A 15,094-nucleotide genomic window follows, 5' to 3' on the forward strand; every position below is an offset into this window, starting at 1 on the left:
CCCGGTAACGGCAGGATGCAAGCAGAACCAAGAACCCCACGACGAAACCAGCAACACGAGAAACCCCAAGGTTTCTGCCCCTGCCGGCCAGGCAGCCCGCTTTCTTTGCCTACTTTCTTTTCGGGGAAAAGAAAGTAGGTCGCTCCGGGGGAGCGAAAGCCTTTGAATTTGACTTTGAATTAGCCTTTGACTTTGAATTAGCCTTTTACTTTGAATGAGCCTTTGGCTTTGAATTAGCCTTTGACTTTGTCTTTGAATTTAAGCCTTTAAATCCAACGCGAAAAAACGAAATGACACTCACCAGAATACCCAAACCTAGGCACCAATCATCCCATCTTAAACACTATCCCCGCGCCCGCCCCGCCAACACCTGACTCAGCCCCAGCCCAGCCACGGCCGACAAGGCCGAAAACAAAAACACCGAGCTATAACCCGCATGGCTGGCAATCACCCCGGCCACCGGCCCTGTCACCCCCAGCGACAAATCCAGAAACAGCGCATAAGCACCCAGCGCCGAACCGCGGTTGCTGGCCGGCACCAGCTTGACCGCTTCCATGCCCAGCGAAGGAAACACCAGCGCAAAGCCGAATCCGGTAACGGCCGCGCCGGCCAGCGCCATGGCCGGGGAGTCCGCCATCCAGATCAGCGCCAGCCCGAGCGCTTCCACCGCGAACGAGCACAGCGCCACCCGGTAGCCGCCAAAGCGGCCGATGCTGTCGGCCAGCAACAGCCGCGCGACGATGAAGCTCACGCCAAGGCTGGTCAGCGCAAGCGCGGCATGGTCCCAGCCATGGCTGGCGTAGTACAGCGTGACGAAGGCCGTGATGGTGCCGAAGCCCACCGAGCCCAGCGCCAGGCACAGGCCGAACGGCGTCATGTGGCGGAACACGGTGCGGAAGGGCATGCGCGCGCCCTTGACGGTGGGCACCGCCGTCTTGCGGCGCGCCAGCGCGAACGCGGCCGCCGCCAGCGCGGTGGTGGCCAGGCCCAGCGTGGCGAAGCCCCAGTGTTTGTCGAGCAGCACGCCCAGCGGCGCGCCCAGCCCCAGCGCCCCGTAGGTGGTCATGCCGTTCCACGAGATCACCTTGCCGGTGAAGCGCGGACCCACGTCGCCGATGCCCCAGGCGATGGTGCCGGTGGTGACCAGGCTCTCGCCCGCGCCCAGCACCAGCCGCCCGGCGAACAGCCACGCCAGGCTAAGCCATGGCGTGCCTGCGAATGTGCTGGACAGCATGACCAGCAGGCCGCTGCCGGCGCACAGCGCGAGCCCGAGCGTGACGGATTTCTTCGGGCCTTGCAGGTCGCACAGGTTGCCGGCCCAGGCCCGGCTGAGCAGCGTGGCCAGGTACTGGATGCTGACCGCGAGGCCGGCGACCACCGTGCCGTAGCCCAGGTCGCCGTGCACGAAGCCGGGCACCACCGCCAGCGGCAGCCCGACGGTCAGATAGGCGATGAAGTTGAAGAAGACGATGGCGACGATGCGCCGGCTGATGCTGCCTTGACGGTGTTCCCCGGACGGGGCGGCGAGCGTCGGACTGTTTGCGGACATGCGATGCGGGGCGGAATGGCGATATGACGGAACAACGGGGTCGGCACAGGCGGGTCCATCGCGCGGCGGCGGCCGGGCAACGGGCTGTGGCGGGGAAGGCGGCTTGGGCTTGCCGGCGGCTACTCGCGTCGCGCGGTGGACGCGGCAAGGCGGGGGCGGCGCGGCTTCAGGACTGGCAAGGACATGGCAGGGCGGGCGGTTGGCCGGCGCTTGTCCCCAGATGCGGGCCGGTGAAAAGAATCCGCCCGGTCATGTGCGATCGCGCCGGGCTGGTATCGCGATTTTAAGCGTCTGTTTAGTTCGTGTAAATCGGCAACGGGATTTACCGTTGCATCCATGCTCGAACCCGAGCCGGTCCGGTGAAAAAGTTATCCATGAGCATCTTTTTCTTGCCTGGCGCGCATTGCGGCGGCCCGTGCACGTAGGTCGCGGGAGGCGGACAATGGCCGCTGGCTGTGCAAGGTGTCTTCTCCGTGGATGGCTGACCCAATGAAAGGACCGATCATGCAACTCGGAATCGTGGGGCTTGGGCGCATGGGCGCGAACATCGCAAGGCGGCTGCTGCGCGGGCAGCACGAGGTCGTGGTGTACAACCGCAGCGCGGACAAGGTGCAGGAACTGGTGAGCGAGGGCGCCCGCGGCGTTTCCAGCATCGAAGACCTGGTCGGCAAGCTCGAGGCGCCGCGCGCCGTCTGGGTCATGCTGCCGGCCGGCGAGCCCACCGAGCAGATGATCGCGTCGCTGGCCGGCTTGCTGGCGCCCGGCGATGTGATCATCGACGGCGGCAATACCTTCTACAAGGACGACATCCGGCGTGCCGGCGAACTCGCCGGGCGCCAGCTTCACTACATGGATGTGGGCACCTCCGGCGGCGTGTGGGGGCTGGAGCGGGGCTACTGCCTGATGATCGGCGGCCCGGCCGAGGTGGTGGAGCGGCTCGATCCGCTGTTCGATGCCCTGGCCCCCGGCTACGGCACCATTCCCCGCACGCCGGGGCGCGATCCGGCCAGGAGCCGTGCCGAGCGCGGTTATATCCATGCCGGCCCGGCCGGCGCCGGGCATTTCGTCAAGATGGTCCACAACGGCATCGAGTACGGCCTGATGCAGGCCTATGCCGAGGGCTTCGACATCCTCAAGACCCGGTCCTCCGGGAGCCTGCCCGAAGCCGAGCGCTTCCAGATCGACCTAGCCGACGTGGCCGAGGTCTGGCGGCGCGGCAGCGTGGTGTCCTCCTGGCTGCTCGACCTGACCGCGCAGGCGCTTGCCGGCGACGTGGCGCTGTCGCGCTTTCCCGGCGAGGTGGCCGACAGCGGCGAGGGCCGCTGGACCATCGACGCCGCGGTCGAGCAAGCCGTGCCGGTGCCCGTGCTGTCCAGCGCGCTGTTCGCGCGCTTCCGCTCGCGACAGGACCATACCTACGGCGAGAAGCTGCTCTCGGCCATGCGCTTCGGCTTCGGCGGCCACGTGGAATACGTCAGCGGCGGCGACGCGGAGAAGACGTGATGGCGGCCGCCGCGAAGGAGGCCGCCGGGAAGCCCCGCGCCGGCGCCCGGCGTGGCATGCAGAAGGTCCCCAAGCCGCCGCCGGCCACGCTGTTCCTGTTCGGCGCGCGCGGCGACCTGGTGCAACGCCTGCTGGTGCCTGCGCTCTACAACCTGCGCCGCGACGGCTTGCTGTGCGATGGCCTGGACCTGGTCGGCGTGGACCACAATCCCATGACCGATGCCGCCTTCCGCGCGCGGCTGGCGCAGGGCATCCGTGCCCGCGCCCGTCCCGGCGGCGAAGGGGGGCCACAAGACAAGGACAAGGGCGGCGCAGCGGCCAAGGTCTTTGACGCCGGGATGTGGAACCCGCAGGCCCGCCGCATCAGCTACCTGCAAGGCGATTTCCTCGACGACCGCACCTACGCCGCCATCGCCGCGCGCATCAAGGCCGCCGCCACGGGCAACGCGGTGTTCTACCTGGCCACCTCGCCACGCTTCTTCGGCGAAGTGGTGGACCGGCTCGCGGCCGCCGGCCTGCTCAAGGAGTCGGCCAGCGCCTTCCGGCGCGTGGTGATCGAAAAGCCGTTCGGCACCGATCTCAGGTCGGCGCAGGCGCTCAACGCGCGCGTGCTGCGCGCCATGCGCGAGGAGCAGGTCTACCGCATCGACCATTTCCTCGGCAAGGAGACCGTGCAGAACATCCTGGTCAGCCGCTTCRCCAACGGGCTGTTCGAAGCCTTCTGGAACAACCATTACGTGGACCACGTGCAGATCACCGCCGCGGAAACCGTGGGTGTGGAGCAGCGCGGGAATTTCTACGAGCACACCGGCGCGCTGCGCGACATGGTGCCCAACCACCTGTTCCAGCTGATGGGGCTGGTCGCCATGGAGCCGCCCGCGGCCTTCGGCGCCGATGCCGTGCGCGCCGAGAAGGCCAAGCTGATCGGCGCCATCCGCCCGCAGACGCGCCAGGAAGCGCTGGCCAGTTCCGTGCGAGGCCAGTACCGCGGCGGCACGGTGGCGGGGCACAAGGTGCCCGCTTACCGCAGCGAGCCCGATGTGTCGCGCGACAGCCGCACCGAGACCTATGTCGCGCTCAAGCTGATGGTGGACAACTGGCGCTGGGACGGCGTGCCGTTCTACCTGCGCACCGGCAAGCGCATGGCCGTGCGCGACACCGAGATCGCCATCTGCTTCAAACAGGCGCCATCCTCGCTGTTCCGCGATACCCGCGTGGACCGCCTCAAGCCCAACTTCCTCACCATCCAGATCCAGCCCGACGAGGGCATGTGGTTCGACTTCCAGGCCAAGCGCCCGGGCCCCGCGGTGGAGATCGACAACGTGCAGATGGGCTTTGCCTATTCCACCTTCTTCAATATGCGGCCGTCGACCGGCTACGAGACGCTGATCTACGATTGCCTGATCGGCGACCAGACCCTGTTCCAGCGCGCCGACAACATCGAAAACGGCTGGCGCGCCGTGCAGCCCTTCCTCGATGCCTGGCAAGACGCCGGGAAGGGCGCCACCGAGGTGCAAGGGTACCGGGCCGGCAGCGACGGCCCGCGCTGCGCGGATGCGCTGCTCGCGCGCGACGGCCGCAGCTGGCACAGGGCTGGCCCGATGGCTGCGCCAGCCTGATCCGGCACATCCCGCGTCGGGGTGCCAGTCCGTGCGCCTCGCGCCCCTAAATTTCTGGCCGCCGCCGCCGTTAGCCAAGACAGTGGCCCGTCATTGCAGCGTCGTCGCTCCGCACCGGCGCCAAAAGCGCCGCCGGAGCCGCGCTGCGGCGGGTCCAGGGACACGATCAACACCGCGCGGCACTTGCCCGCGCCTTGGCCGGACAAAGGAAGCGTATGAGCAGCGCGATGAGAGACATCGACGAACGGACCAACCTGACCAATAACAACCAGTTCGAGTTGTTGTTGTTCCGCCTGGGCGAATCCGACCAGTCCGCGCACAGCGAACTGTTCGGCATCAACGTCTTCAAGGTCCGCGAGATCCTGGTCATGCCCAAGGTCACCACCGTGGTCGGCGGCGGTCCCGCCATGCTCGGCATGGCCGACATCCGCGGCCAGGTCATTCCGGTCATCGACCTGCCCAAGCTGGTTGGCTGCAGCCCCAAGAGCGGCCTCAACATCCTGCTGGTGACCGAATACGCCCGCTCCACCCAGGGCTTCGCTGTCGAAGCCGTGGAAGAGATCGTGCGGCTCGAATGGAACCAGGTCGTCTCCGCCGAAACCAGCGTCAAGGGCGACCTGGTCACCAGCATCGCCAAGCTCGAAGCCGACAGCGACAACCCGCGCCTGGTGCAGGTGCTCGACGTCGAACAGATCCTGCGCGACGTGCTGCCGACCCGCCAGCCCGAAGTCGACCCCAAGACTGTCGGCCCGCAACTCAACCTGCGCCCCGGCACCAAGATCCTCGCCGCCGATGACTCCGCTTTTGCCCGCAGCCTGATCGAACAAGGCCTCAAGGCCATGGGCGTGCCCGTGCTGATGACCAAGACCGGCGAAGAAGCCTGGCAACAGCTCGGCGAGATCGCCGAGCACGCCAGCGCCAACGGCCGCACCGTGCAGGACGAAATCGCCCTGGTGCTGACCGACCTGGAAATGCCCGAGATGGACGGCTTCACGCTGACCCGCAAGATCAAGGGCGACGCCCGCTTCAAGTCGATCCCGGTGGTGATTCACTCCTCGCTGTCGGGTACCGCGAGCGAGGACCATGTGCGCAAGGTCGGGGCGGATGCGTATGTGTCTAAGTTCCTGGCCAAGGACCTCGCGGAAACCATCCGGAGCGTGTTGTCGCGTTGAGGTGAGGCGGCTGTATCCGCACTGCCGGGCTGGCCAGCAAGCGCGCCACTCCGGCTGGTGCGGCGCCGCCGCCTGATAGGCTCGGCCTTGCATCCGGCAAGGGCCGCTGCCAGATGCAGGGTGTGCAATATACCCGGYGGATTCATCGTCCGCCTTGACCGCCGGGACGCATGTGCGGGGCATGCCGCCCGATAGCAATAACGCCGGCCGAAGACCAGGCGCAGGCCGATCGACCTTATCGCGCGGCAATGGAAACTGGAGGGGCGAGATCCCTCGTGGCCGCAAGCGCACACCCGGCGGCGCGCATATCGAAGCGCAGGAGAAGGAGCGCGCGCATTTCGGTTTTGCGATGCCAGAGAAAGTGCACTACCACATCCGTTTCCTACTGCGCGCTTGCGGACCCATGCGACCATCGGCTACGTTAACTCCCTGGGCCGATGTGCCCGCTTCCGTGGGGGCCGATGATGAACAGGGTCATAGGACGCCTGGCCGTGCTCGTTGCCTTGGGCCTGTCTGCCTTCGAAGTGGCGCAGGCTTCCGACATCGACTGTAAGTCAGCGCCGGGCGGCGGATCGGTCCGCTGCGAAGATCAAAACGGCAAAGGGACGCGGTGTGCGCTGGCGAGCGGCGAGCGCCGGCGCAGCCAGCAGCTGCTCTGCGACAACGCGCAGCTCGCGACGCGCTATGAGCGCATGTACGCCGAGCAGCAGAAGCTGCTGCGGACCGGCGTCATCAACGATGCCGACGTCAACGCATGGCGCATCAAACGGGATGCCTGCGACTCCACGTCTTGTCTTGAAAGCCTTTACCACCAATGGTGGCGGTGGCGGGATAGCCCCCGCAGCAAGCCGGCGCAACCGTTGGCCCCGCCAAGCATAAGCGCTGCCGCGCCCGTGCCCGTGCCGCCAAAGCGGGAGCCGACACCGCCGGCGGTGGATCGGGAGACGCCCGCCCGGCCGCCTGTCATGCAGGAGAGCCTGCAGCCGGCCAAGCCGGCCGAGCCGGCCGTGCCCGTGCTGCCGGCAGCCGCTTCCTCCGAGACCTCGGCGGCGGCGGCAACGGAGAATGCCGCGCCGAAGCCTGCTTTGTCCGCCGTGGTTTCGCCGGCCTTGCTGACCGGCTTTGCCGCCTTCAGCATGGGCGCGGGTTTCCTGTGGAAACGCAGGCGGGATCGACGTGCCTCGCCAGAGCGCGAACAGCGTCCGGCCATCTCCGCGGCCATGGCGATCTTCTATGGCTTGCTGATCGTGAATGTCCTGCTGCTGCCGTTCACGCTGGGGCTGAGCTAGACGTCCCGGCGCCGACGTGGCGGCGTGGCGTCGTGAGCAGGCGGCGACAGATGCGCGAGCGCGAAGGCAAGGGTGCGTTCATGTCAGGACCGGCGATGCACTTGTCTTCGCAACGCCGGTTCGCGCGGCGCGCTGTCGTTCTTGGAGGCCGGAATGCGCAAGCTGTTTTTCACCACGGGATCGCCCTTCGCTCGTGCCGTGCGCATCGTGCTGGTGGAAAAGGGCCTGGATTTTGAACGGGTGGAGACCTTCACGACGCCCAGCGTGGAGGAGCGTGCGAAGATCACGCCAACCCTCCAGGTTCCCACCTTTGTCGACGGCGGACTCACGTTGTGGGACTCGGCCGTGATCATTGACTACCTCATGTCTCGCTATCCGGGTGCGGCCGCGCCGGCAGGCATGCCTCCCCTGGCGACCGACTACGTGCGCCCGGCGCAGGAATGGCACGACAAGCTCGTTCTCGCCACGCTGCAAACCTTCGGCGTGTCGACGACGACGGTGTCGCAATTGCAGTGGTCCGGCATCCGGCACGAAGAAAATGGCCACGCCGCCCGGTGCGCCATTCGCAACCAGCATCTTCTCGACTGGTTCGAGGCGCAGATAGCCGGCGCTGCCGACGGCTTTGTCCCTGGCGTGACCTCTGCGCAGGATATCCTCCTCACCTGTATTTGCCAGTTCATCGAGACCCGCCCGTTGCGGCTGTCCTGGCGCGCGCCAGATCGCCCAAAGCTCGCCTCGCTGGTTGCGCGAATGGAGAAGCGGCCATCCTTTGAGCAGGAAGCCGCGCTCTGGTGGGAGCCTGGTGTCACATACGCCACCGCCGCCGAGGTGGAGTGGGCGAGACACAAGACCATTCATGGCGGACCTGGCTTCAGCGAGTGGGCGTCACGGCGCGCCGACTGACAGATCGGTGCGCCAGGCGCTGGTGCCGTCAAGGATCATTCAAGCCGCGACTCAGGCAGCGACTCAGGCAGCGACTCAGGCCGCGACTCAGGCCGCTACGCAAGCCCTGACGGCCGGAACCCGCAGCCCGACAGGCGACAACCGCCGCAGCCTGCCTTCCGGCTGGCTCCAGTGAAATTTGTGAACAGCTGTCGTAAATAATTCGAAAGCCATTTCCAACTTCTGGATGAGATCCCTTCACGTGCCGCATGCCTATGCTGATGCTGTCATGTCCGAAGAGAGCCGCCGCACAGGCTGATCTGGCAGCACACGCGCCGCCACCAACATCGCATTGCCCATGCCTGCCGTGCACTGAAGTCGGGTTCGTCGACGCTCCCGGGAACCTTCCAATCTGGAGACTTCCATGCCGGAAACCTTCGCGGGTACGATCGACGTCATCGTCGACATCAACCACGACAATCCCTTTGACGCGCTCACGGCATTCAATGCCGGCGTCAGGGCCGTCATTCACAAGGCTAGCGAGGGTGAAACCTTCCAGGATCCAAAGTACAGGAAGCGCCGCGACCAGGCCTTGGCGGCAGGGCTGCTGTGGGGCGCTTATCACTTCTCCAGCTCCCGCCCCGCAATCAAGCAGGCGGACAATTTCCTCGGTGCCGTGCAGTGGGGCGATCCGGCGGTAGACAACAGCAGGACGCTTTTCTGCCTCGACTTCGAGCCCAGTTCGAGCGGTCCTGACATGACGCTGGAGCAAGCCCATGCCTTCGTGACCAGGGTCAAGGAGAAGACGGGCCGCTGGCCGATGATCTATGGCGGCAATATGCTGCGGGATGCCGTGCAGGCGCATGGCGCCGACGCTATCCTCAAGAACTGCCCCCTCTGGTATGCGCGCTACAAGGACTTGCCGGTCGGGATTCCAATCGATACGTGGCCACGGTTCATCCTCTGGCAATATACCGACGGCAATGCGGGGCCACCTCCTCACGCGTTTCCCGGCATGGATGCCATCGATCGGGACTGCTATGCCGGCACGGCAGACGAATTGAAAGAAGAATGGCCTTTCCCGGACTATTTCAAGACCGCACCCGCGGCAACGGACCAGAACGCGTAGCCACCCACGCAGCGCAGCTTGTGGTCTTCTCCCTGAAGTGACAAGCCGCGTTCCGTGGATGCGGACGGGCGGGTCCCGGGTGACCGGTTCCGTGACGGCTCAGCCCTTGCGCTCTCCCTTCAGGCTTGTCAGATAGAGATACAGCGCGCGCACGTCGGTGTCGTTCAGCTGGCGCAGCGACGCGAAGGGCATGACCTGCAGGGCTGCGCCATCGGGCCGCTGGCCGCTCCTCAGCATGCGTTCGAAGGTGCCGGCGTCGGGATAGCGGGGCATGACCGAGCCGTCGCCGGGCGCGAGCCTGGGGGCGGCCGGCCACTCCGGCGGGGCACCGGGAATCTTGCCGCCAGCCAGCGTCGCGCGGTGGCAGCCTATGCACATATTGGCCACGTATGCGCCATGTTCGACCGTGACGCCATCGGGCACGGGCTGTCCGGGCGGGAGCGTGTGGTCGATCTTTGCCGCGGCGTCCTGCATCAGCCCGAAGCCATAGAGCACACGCACCGGCAGCGGCAGCTCAAGCACCGCGGCACCGCCCGGGGCAGGCGGCATGTGACGGACATAGGCGATCACTGCGGCGAGATCTTCGTCGGTCAGGCGATTGAAGTCCTCGCTCGGCATGACCATGAGCGGGCGGAGTTGCGGATTCACGCCGTGGCGGATGGCGAGAACCCAGTCGGCGGCTATGTAGTGCGACACCACGTTGCCGGGGCCGGGGCTGATATTCGGGCCGGCTATGCGCAGGCCCCTGCCGTCGTTTACGAACATGCGCCCGTTGCCTTGCGCGCCGTGGCAGTCGGCGCAGCCGCGCGAAGCGTAGAGGTAGCGGCCGCGCTCGATGGCTGCCGCGTCATCGCGGTAAGCCAGCGGCTGGACCACAATATCATCGATGCTGCGCTGCATCTTGCGGGCGGCGAGCCAGTCGCCGGCGAACACGATGACACCGGCGAGCATCGCCAATGCGACCACAGCAATACCGCCGCGTCGAAGCCAGGTACGGGTGCGGCTCACGGTGTCTTGGCTCCTGGGAGGGGTTGCTCATTCGTCACATGGCCCGGGCGCGTAGCCGGCTCCTGCGCGGTGCCGGCGCGGACGCACCTGGCTGCAATGGGTCACATGCAGCCCGAGCCTGTACTTTATCGACGGCTTCGGCGCTTCGCTCAGTGTGCTGGCGCACATAGCTTGCAGGGCTGGTGCCTTCTTGTTCGGGTAGTACAGCGACACCGAGCCGGCGTGCCGCAGCGGAGAAACTGCCGGTTTCGGCGCTATGGATGAATGACTCGAGGAGGTTGAGCGCTTCCATGCCGTCAGCTCATACCAACGGTTGAAGGTGATGATCCCGATTGCCGTCTACCGAGGTGGTGGCCAAAGTGACCATACTTGCTGCACACCCACTTTCGAATCGGAACAGAAATCATGACGTCTTCCCTCTCCGGCAAGGTTGCCTTCGTCACCGGCGGTGCGCGCGGCATCGGCGCGGCAGTCGTGCGCCGCCTGGCGCGCGATGGCGCCACCGTGGCCTTCACCTATCAAAGCTCGGCGGCCGCCGCGAGTGAACTGGTTGCGAGCATCGAAGCCGCGGGCGGCCGCGCGCTCGCGATCAGAGCCGACGTTGCCGACCCGGCATCGCTGAGCGGCGCCATCAACGACGCAGCGCATCGCCTGGGCAAGATCGATATCCTAGTGAACAACGCCGGCGTGCTGCTGATGGGCACGCTCGACAGCTTCTCGCTGGACGACTTCGACAAGACGCTGAATGTGAACGTCCGCGCCGTCTTCGTCGCCGCCAAGGCCGTGCTGCCGCATATGGGCGACGGCGGGCGCATCATCAATATCGGCAGCTGCAACGCCGAGCGCATGCCGTTTGCCGGCGGCAGCGCCTACGCGATGAGCAAGTCGGCATTGCGGGGACTGGTGCAGGGCCTGGCGCGCGACCTGGGCCCGAAAGGCATCACGGTCAACAATGTGCAGCCGGGCCCGACCAACACCGACATGAATCCCGAGTCCGGCGATTTCGCCGCCGCGCTGCACGGGTTGATGGCGCTGCAACGCCACGCCAGCGCCGACGAAATCGCGGGCATGGTGGCTTACGTGGCAAGCCCTGAAGCCGGCTTCGTGACCGGCGCGAGCCTGACCATCGACGGCGGCTTCAACGCCTGAGCGTCTTCACCTGAGCGCATCCCTTGCACGAGCCGCGCATGGCGCGCGGTTCGGTCCTACGCGAGACAAACATGAGCGACGTCACCGCATTCATCGTCCATCTGCCGGGCAAGCCAGAGCACCGCGAAGAAATCGAGGAAAAGCTGCTGCACGTGCTCGAAGAGATGTCGAAGGAGCCGGACTTCATCAATACCTATCTCCACCGCTCGGTGGAGGATCCGGATACGCTGGTCCTGTACGAGACATGGGCTTGCAGCGAGCACTATTTCAAGTCGCATCACCTGAGCCGGCCTTATCGCCAGGCCTATGAGGCGGCGCTGCCGCGCTTGCTGAAGGCCGCGCGCACGCTTGAGTTCCTGACGCCGGTGCGCAGCTATGTCAGCGATGCCAGGTGAGCTTGTTCAGCCGAGATTGTTCAGCTGAGCAGGTACCTGTTCTGGCGCCCGCCAGCGTACTGGGTCCTGGCCAGCTCCAGGATCTGCTCGCGGTGCCGGTCGAAGGCCGCGAGCACTTCGCGCTCGGCCTGGCCCATCGCGGGATCCAGGCTGGCGAGCATGGCATCGCCCACCAGGAATGTGATCTCGCGTGCGTTGTCGTAGCCCCAGAACCACACACAATGCTTGGCGGCATCGTAGCTGCGGCTCGGGTTGGGAAAACTGAGTGCCATATTGCACCTCGGCTGACCAGGCACGTGCGTGCCCGGAGGTTTGTCGCCCAAGGGGCCAGGGAGAACGAGATGCCCGCAGGGGCAAGGCCATGACGGTGTGGCGAATGCGGTTCCGTCCCTGGGCCGTCTGCACGCGCGCAAGCACCCTTGGTGCCGGCGCGTGATGAAGTTATTGCTTGAAGCTGCCGTCGCCAAGATCCGCTATCTGTCTGCTTTGCGGATCAAACTGACCGGGCTGCGCGGTCCGGCGGGCTTCATCGGGTTGCTCAGGCCGGCGTTTTCCCGCTGTGTGCGGGGGGCGCGCCGGGGCTGGCGGTACTGAGACATACTTCATGGATACCTTTTCGATAATCGAGCTTGTGGTTATGTCACGCTTGCATCATAGGCTCTTGTGCTGGCCCACCCCAAACTGTGTTACTCGACGGTGTGTGCAGGCGACGACATCAACGGCGCGCACCGGTGCCGCCTGCACTCGCGCATCACCCCGCCGGCGACTAGTGCCGGCGCGCTGAGGCGTCGTCGTGGGCGGGCGGATCGAGCCAATAGCCGGGGTGCCCGTAGTACTGGTGAATGCCCGCTTCCTGTCGGCGGTCCAGGCGGACTTCGTCGTCATAGCGCGGCGCGCCCTTCAGGGTCTCGCGGGTGAGGTCGAGCGACACCATCGCGTCCGGCCAGTTCACGCCCTGGATGGCCTTCACGGGAATGATGACCCGGTCGCCCAGCAGCCAGTTACTGATGCTGGCGATGATGTAGCGCATTGCCCAGGTGTGTACGTCGACGAGCAGGCTGTCCATGTGGCCGATATCGCCGTCCCGGGCGTGAACCCCGTAGTGCGACATCGCCTGCGCGCTGCGCAGGGAGGCGTCGGCGGCTTCCCCCTGCTTGTGCTCCAGCACCTGCGATCTTGCGAGCGTCAGGTGGATGACGTCATCCATCCAGTCCGAGCGTGCGATGGCCTTGGACGCGACCATGACCGGCTGGCTGGAGCGCTTGCTGCCGGCTTCCACGCGCAGATAGCGGACCACCCATGCCTGTTCGTCGAAGAGGAGGTCTTTCACCGCGCCGATATCGGCGTCTGTCGCGCGAACGGGGTAGCTTTCCAGTTCCTCGATGCTGCGTAGCATGTCTCGTCCTCCTGCGGGCTCGGCGTGTTCGCAAGCGCGCCCTGCGCATGCAAGTGTCGGGAGCACGGTGCCCGGTGGGCATTTCGCCCACCTGTTGGCGAATGCTGCCGGGTTCCGGCCGGGTTGTCGGTACGATGGCGGACAGGCACGCGCCCGCCGCTGGCACTCATCTCTTCCATGGCGCGCCGGCAGCGCGGGAATACATCCCGGCGCGCCGGCCACCGTTGCTCAGACGGCTGGCAAGTCCGGCAGCAGGCGATCGAATTCCCTCCTCACCACGGCGTAGCATTCGCACGCATGTCTTTCGAGCGCCGGCCGGTCGATTACCGCGATATGTCCATGGCTGTAGCGGATCAGGCCGGCGTTCTGCAGCTTGAGCGCCGCCTCGGTGACGCCGGAGCGCCTGACACCGAGCATGTTGGAGATCAGTTCCTGCGTCATCGTCAGCTCGTTGGTCGGCAGGCGGTCAATGCTGAGCAGCAGCCAGCGGCAGAGTTGCTGCTCGATCGAGTGATGCCGGTTGCAGACCGCGGTCTGGGCCATCTGCGTGATCAGTGCCTGCGTGTAGCGCAACAGCAGGCGTTGTACGGGGCCGCCACGCGCGAATTCCTGCTTCAGCAGCTTTGCATTCAACTTGTACCCGATACCCGCGCTTTGCACGATGGCCCGGCTCGGCGTGGTTTCGCCGCCCATGAACAGCGCGATCCCGACGATACCCTCATTGCCGACGATGGCGATCTCGGCAGATGCGCCATCTTCCATCACATAGAGCAACGATACGATCGCCGTGGTGGGAAAGTACACATTCCCGAGCTGGTCGCCCGACTCGTAGACGACATAGCCCAGGGGCAGTTCGGTCAGCACGAGGTGCGGTGCGATGCGCAACCAGTCTGCTTCGGGAAGCACCGCAAGCAGGCGGTTGGCCTTCGGGTCGTGCTGGGCACTCATGTCAGGCCTCCAAAGCCGGCTGGACGGGGCCTGCCGGTGTGCTTGCGGCAGGCCTCCGGATCGTCTGGCGGGCACGTCGGACACATGCCCCCTCTAGGAATATAGACGGGACATATGTCAGCGCATTGGCAATGATGGCGCGTTCGCGCCGAAGGTGGGGTAGCTGACCTGCGCCGGCGCGGGGCGCCGCCGCGAACACTTTGCCGATCGGGGGCCGGACAAAGCGCGCCCGCCAGGCGGAAAAATCGCTGGCAATCGCTGGCATCAGATGGCAAGCCCCCGGCGCGGTGGCCGGGGGCTCAGGCGCCCGGAAGGGCGGTACTGCGTGCAGGCACCTTTGCGCGGCCCGCTGCGCTCGCGGCGCCCCGGCGGGGCGGCCACGCTAGGCCCAGCGCAAGCCCGGCAAGACCTCATTGCGCTCCTCGATGCTCTCGCCGCCCAGTTCACCGACCATCCGCTTGACGGTGTCCTTGGTCGCCCTGGCGCAACTGGTGACCAGCAGCATCTCGCCTGGCGCCAGGCTGGCGCGTTGCCGGGCGATCCCGCCACGGCGGATCAGCCCGCCCAGCCATCGTCCCAGCCACCAGCCGGCCAGGGCGCCCATGGCGCCTGCCGCCACGCAGGCCAGCACGGTGGCCAGCGTGCCGGCGGAAGTCCCCAGGCGCAAGGTCCCGTAGATCGCCAGCGCGGCGCCGGCCAGGATGCCCGCAATCTCCCATTCGCCGCGGTATGTGGTCTGGGTGGCGTCGGCTTTCTGCAGTCCTTCGAGCGCCTGGTCGTCACGCTGGATGAACCATGGGCCTTTGATGAGCGAGGGGGAAAGGGGCAATTCGCAAAGGCCCGCTTGAATCTTCCTTGCGGCCACGGCGTCGCGAAGCCGGAAGTACAGTACGGTGCGCATGATTCTTTACCTCGCAGGCAAGCTGGTTTGCACCGGATCGAAGGCGAGCCGGCAGCGGGCGCGATCATGCCGGCATCTCATGGCCCGCCGGCGCGATTGAGAAGCCCGGCCGGGAAACCGCGCGGATCCGCGAACGGTCCTGGCGATGCTTCAC

At 66.1% G+C, this 15,094-nt stretch carries 15 protein-coding genes and 1 pseudogene; 9 read left to right on the plus strand and 7 right to left on the minus strand.

Annotation, left to right across the window (positions count from 1 at the left end; translation table 11 throughout):
• Positions 1-343: 343 nt before the first annotated feature.
• Positions 344-1,549, minus strand: coding sequence for an MFS transporter (locus AB4Z48_RS19045; protein WP_441616710.1), 1,206 nt, complete (start codon positions 1,547-1,549; stop codon positions 344-346).
• A gap of 402 nt (positions 1,550-1,951) precedes the next feature.
• Between AB4Z48_RS19045 and gnd the strand changes: the two genes are divergently transcribed.
• From gnd to AB4Z48_RS19075, 6 genes are all read left to right on the plus strand, one after another.
• Entirely contained in the window at positions 1,952-3,052 is a 1,101-nt protein-coding gene (gene gnd, locus AB4Z48_RS19050) for a phosphogluconate dehydrogenase (NAD(+)-dependent, decarboxylating) (RefSeq protein ID WP_441616832.1), read from the plus strand.
• Positions 3,053-3,108: 56 nt separating this feature from the next.
• The gene (gene zwf, locus AB4Z48_RS19055; RefSeq protein WP_441616712.1) at positions 3,109-4,671 is read left to right on the plus strand and encodes a glucose-6-phosphate dehydrogenase; all 1,563 of its coding nucleotides are present in this window, start codon (positions 3,109-3,111) and stop codon (positions 4,669-4,671) included.
• Between the two features lie 215 nt (positions 4,672-4,886).
• Positions 4,887-5,843, plus strand: a complete 957-nt coding sequence (locus tag AB4Z48_RS19060) for a chemotaxis protein (RefSeq protein WP_441616714.1) — start codon at positions 4,887-4,889, stop codon at positions 5,841-5,843.
• Positions 5,844-6,304: 461 nt separating this feature from the next.
• Positions 6,305-7,132, plus strand: a complete 828-nt coding sequence (locus tag AB4Z48_RS19065; protein WP_441616716.1) for a GntR family transcriptional regulator — start codon at positions 6,305-6,307, stop codon at positions 7,130-7,132.
• Positions 7,133-7,285: 153 nt separating this feature from the next.
• Positions 7,286-8,035 carry a glutathione S-transferase family protein gene (locus AB4Z48_RS19070; protein WP_441616718.1) on the plus strand — a complete coding sequence of 250 codons (750 nt, stop codon included), beginning with the start codon at positions 7,286-7,288 and terminating at the stop codon, positions 8,033-8,035.
• 403 nt (positions 8,036-8,438) lie between these two features.
• On the plus strand, positions 8,439-9,143 hold the full coding sequence (locus AB4Z48_RS19075; protein ID WP_441616720.1) for a glycoside hydrolase family 25 protein: 705 nt from the start codon (positions 8,439-8,441) through the stop codon (positions 9,141-9,143).
• Between the two features lie 99 nt (positions 9,144-9,242).
• On the opposite strand, the gene AB4Z48_RS19080 is transcribed toward AB4Z48_RS19075, so the two are convergent.
• Both AB4Z48_RS19080 and AB4Z48_RS19085 read right to left on the minus strand, forming a co-directional pair.
• Positions 9,243-10,151 (minus strand): c-type cytochrome, encoded by a 909-nt coding sequence (locus AB4Z48_RS19080; protein ID WP_441616722.1) that lies wholly within the window; start codon positions 10,149-10,151, stop codon positions 9,243-9,245.
• A 208-nt stretch (positions 10,152-10,359) separates the two neighbouring features.
• A pseudogene (locus AB4Z48_RS19085) lies at positions 10,360-10,443 on the minus strand (helix-turn-helix domain-containing protein); the annotation flags it as partial.
• Positions 10,444-10,556: 113 nt separating this feature from the next.
• Between AB4Z48_RS19085 and AB4Z48_RS19090 the strand changes: the two are divergent.
• The gene (locus AB4Z48_RS19090; RefSeq protein ID WP_441616724.1) at positions 10,557-11,300 is read left to right on the plus strand and encodes an SDR family oxidoreductase; all 744 of its coding nucleotides are present in this window, start codon (positions 10,557-10,559) and stop codon (positions 11,298-11,300) included.
• Positions 11,301-11,371: 71 nt separating this feature from the next.
• The gene (locus AB4Z48_RS19095) at positions 11,372-11,695 is read left to right on the plus strand and encodes a putative quinol monooxygenase (RefSeq protein WP_441616726.1); all 324 of its coding nucleotides are present in this window, start codon (positions 11,372-11,374) and stop codon (positions 11,693-11,695) included.
• 20 nt (positions 11,696-11,715) lie between these two features.
• On the opposite strand, the gene AB4Z48_RS19100 is transcribed toward AB4Z48_RS19095, so the two are convergent.
• Positions 11,716-11,967 (minus strand): DUF1488 domain-containing protein, encoded by a 252-nt coding sequence (locus AB4Z48_RS19100; RefSeq protein WP_441616728.1) that lies wholly within the window; start codon positions 11,965-11,967, stop codon positions 11,716-11,718.
• Between the two features lie 160 nt (positions 11,968-12,127).
• Here AB4Z48_RS19100 and AB4Z48_RS19105 point away from each other — a divergent pair, with 160 nt between their 5' ends.
• Positions 12,128-12,289, plus strand: coding sequence for a hypothetical protein (locus tag AB4Z48_RS19105; protein ID WP_441616730.1), 162 nt, complete (start codon positions 12,128-12,130; stop codon positions 12,287-12,289).
• Between the two features lie 172 nt (positions 12,290-12,461).
• Here AB4Z48_RS19105 and AB4Z48_RS19110 read toward each other — a convergent pair whose 3' ends face one another.
• From AB4Z48_RS19110 to AB4Z48_RS19120, 3 genes are all read right to left on the minus strand, one after another.
• Positions 12,462-13,091, minus strand: coding sequence for a hypothetical protein (locus AB4Z48_RS19110; protein WP_441616732.1), 630 nt, complete (start codon positions 13,089-13,091; stop codon positions 12,462-12,464).
• 228 nt (positions 13,092-13,319) lie between these two features.
• The gene (locus tag AB4Z48_RS19115; RefSeq protein ID WP_441616734.1) at positions 13,320-14,039 is read right to left on the minus strand and encodes a Crp/Fnr family transcriptional regulator; all 720 of its coding nucleotides are present in this window, start codon (positions 14,037-14,039) and stop codon (positions 13,320-13,322) included.
• Positions 14,040-14,421: 382 nt separating this feature from the next.
• Positions 14,422-14,940, minus strand: a complete 519-nt coding sequence (locus AB4Z48_RS19120) for a hypothetical protein (RefSeq protein ID WP_441616736.1) — start codon at positions 14,938-14,940, stop codon at positions 14,422-14,424.
• Positions 14,941-15,094 lie beyond the last annotated feature (154 nt).

It is taken from the genome of Cupriavidus sp. 2TAF22 (genome assembly GCF_052115045.1).
Classification (GTDB): Bacteria; Pseudomonadota; Gammaproteobacteria; order Burkholderiales; family Burkholderiaceae; genus Cupriavidus.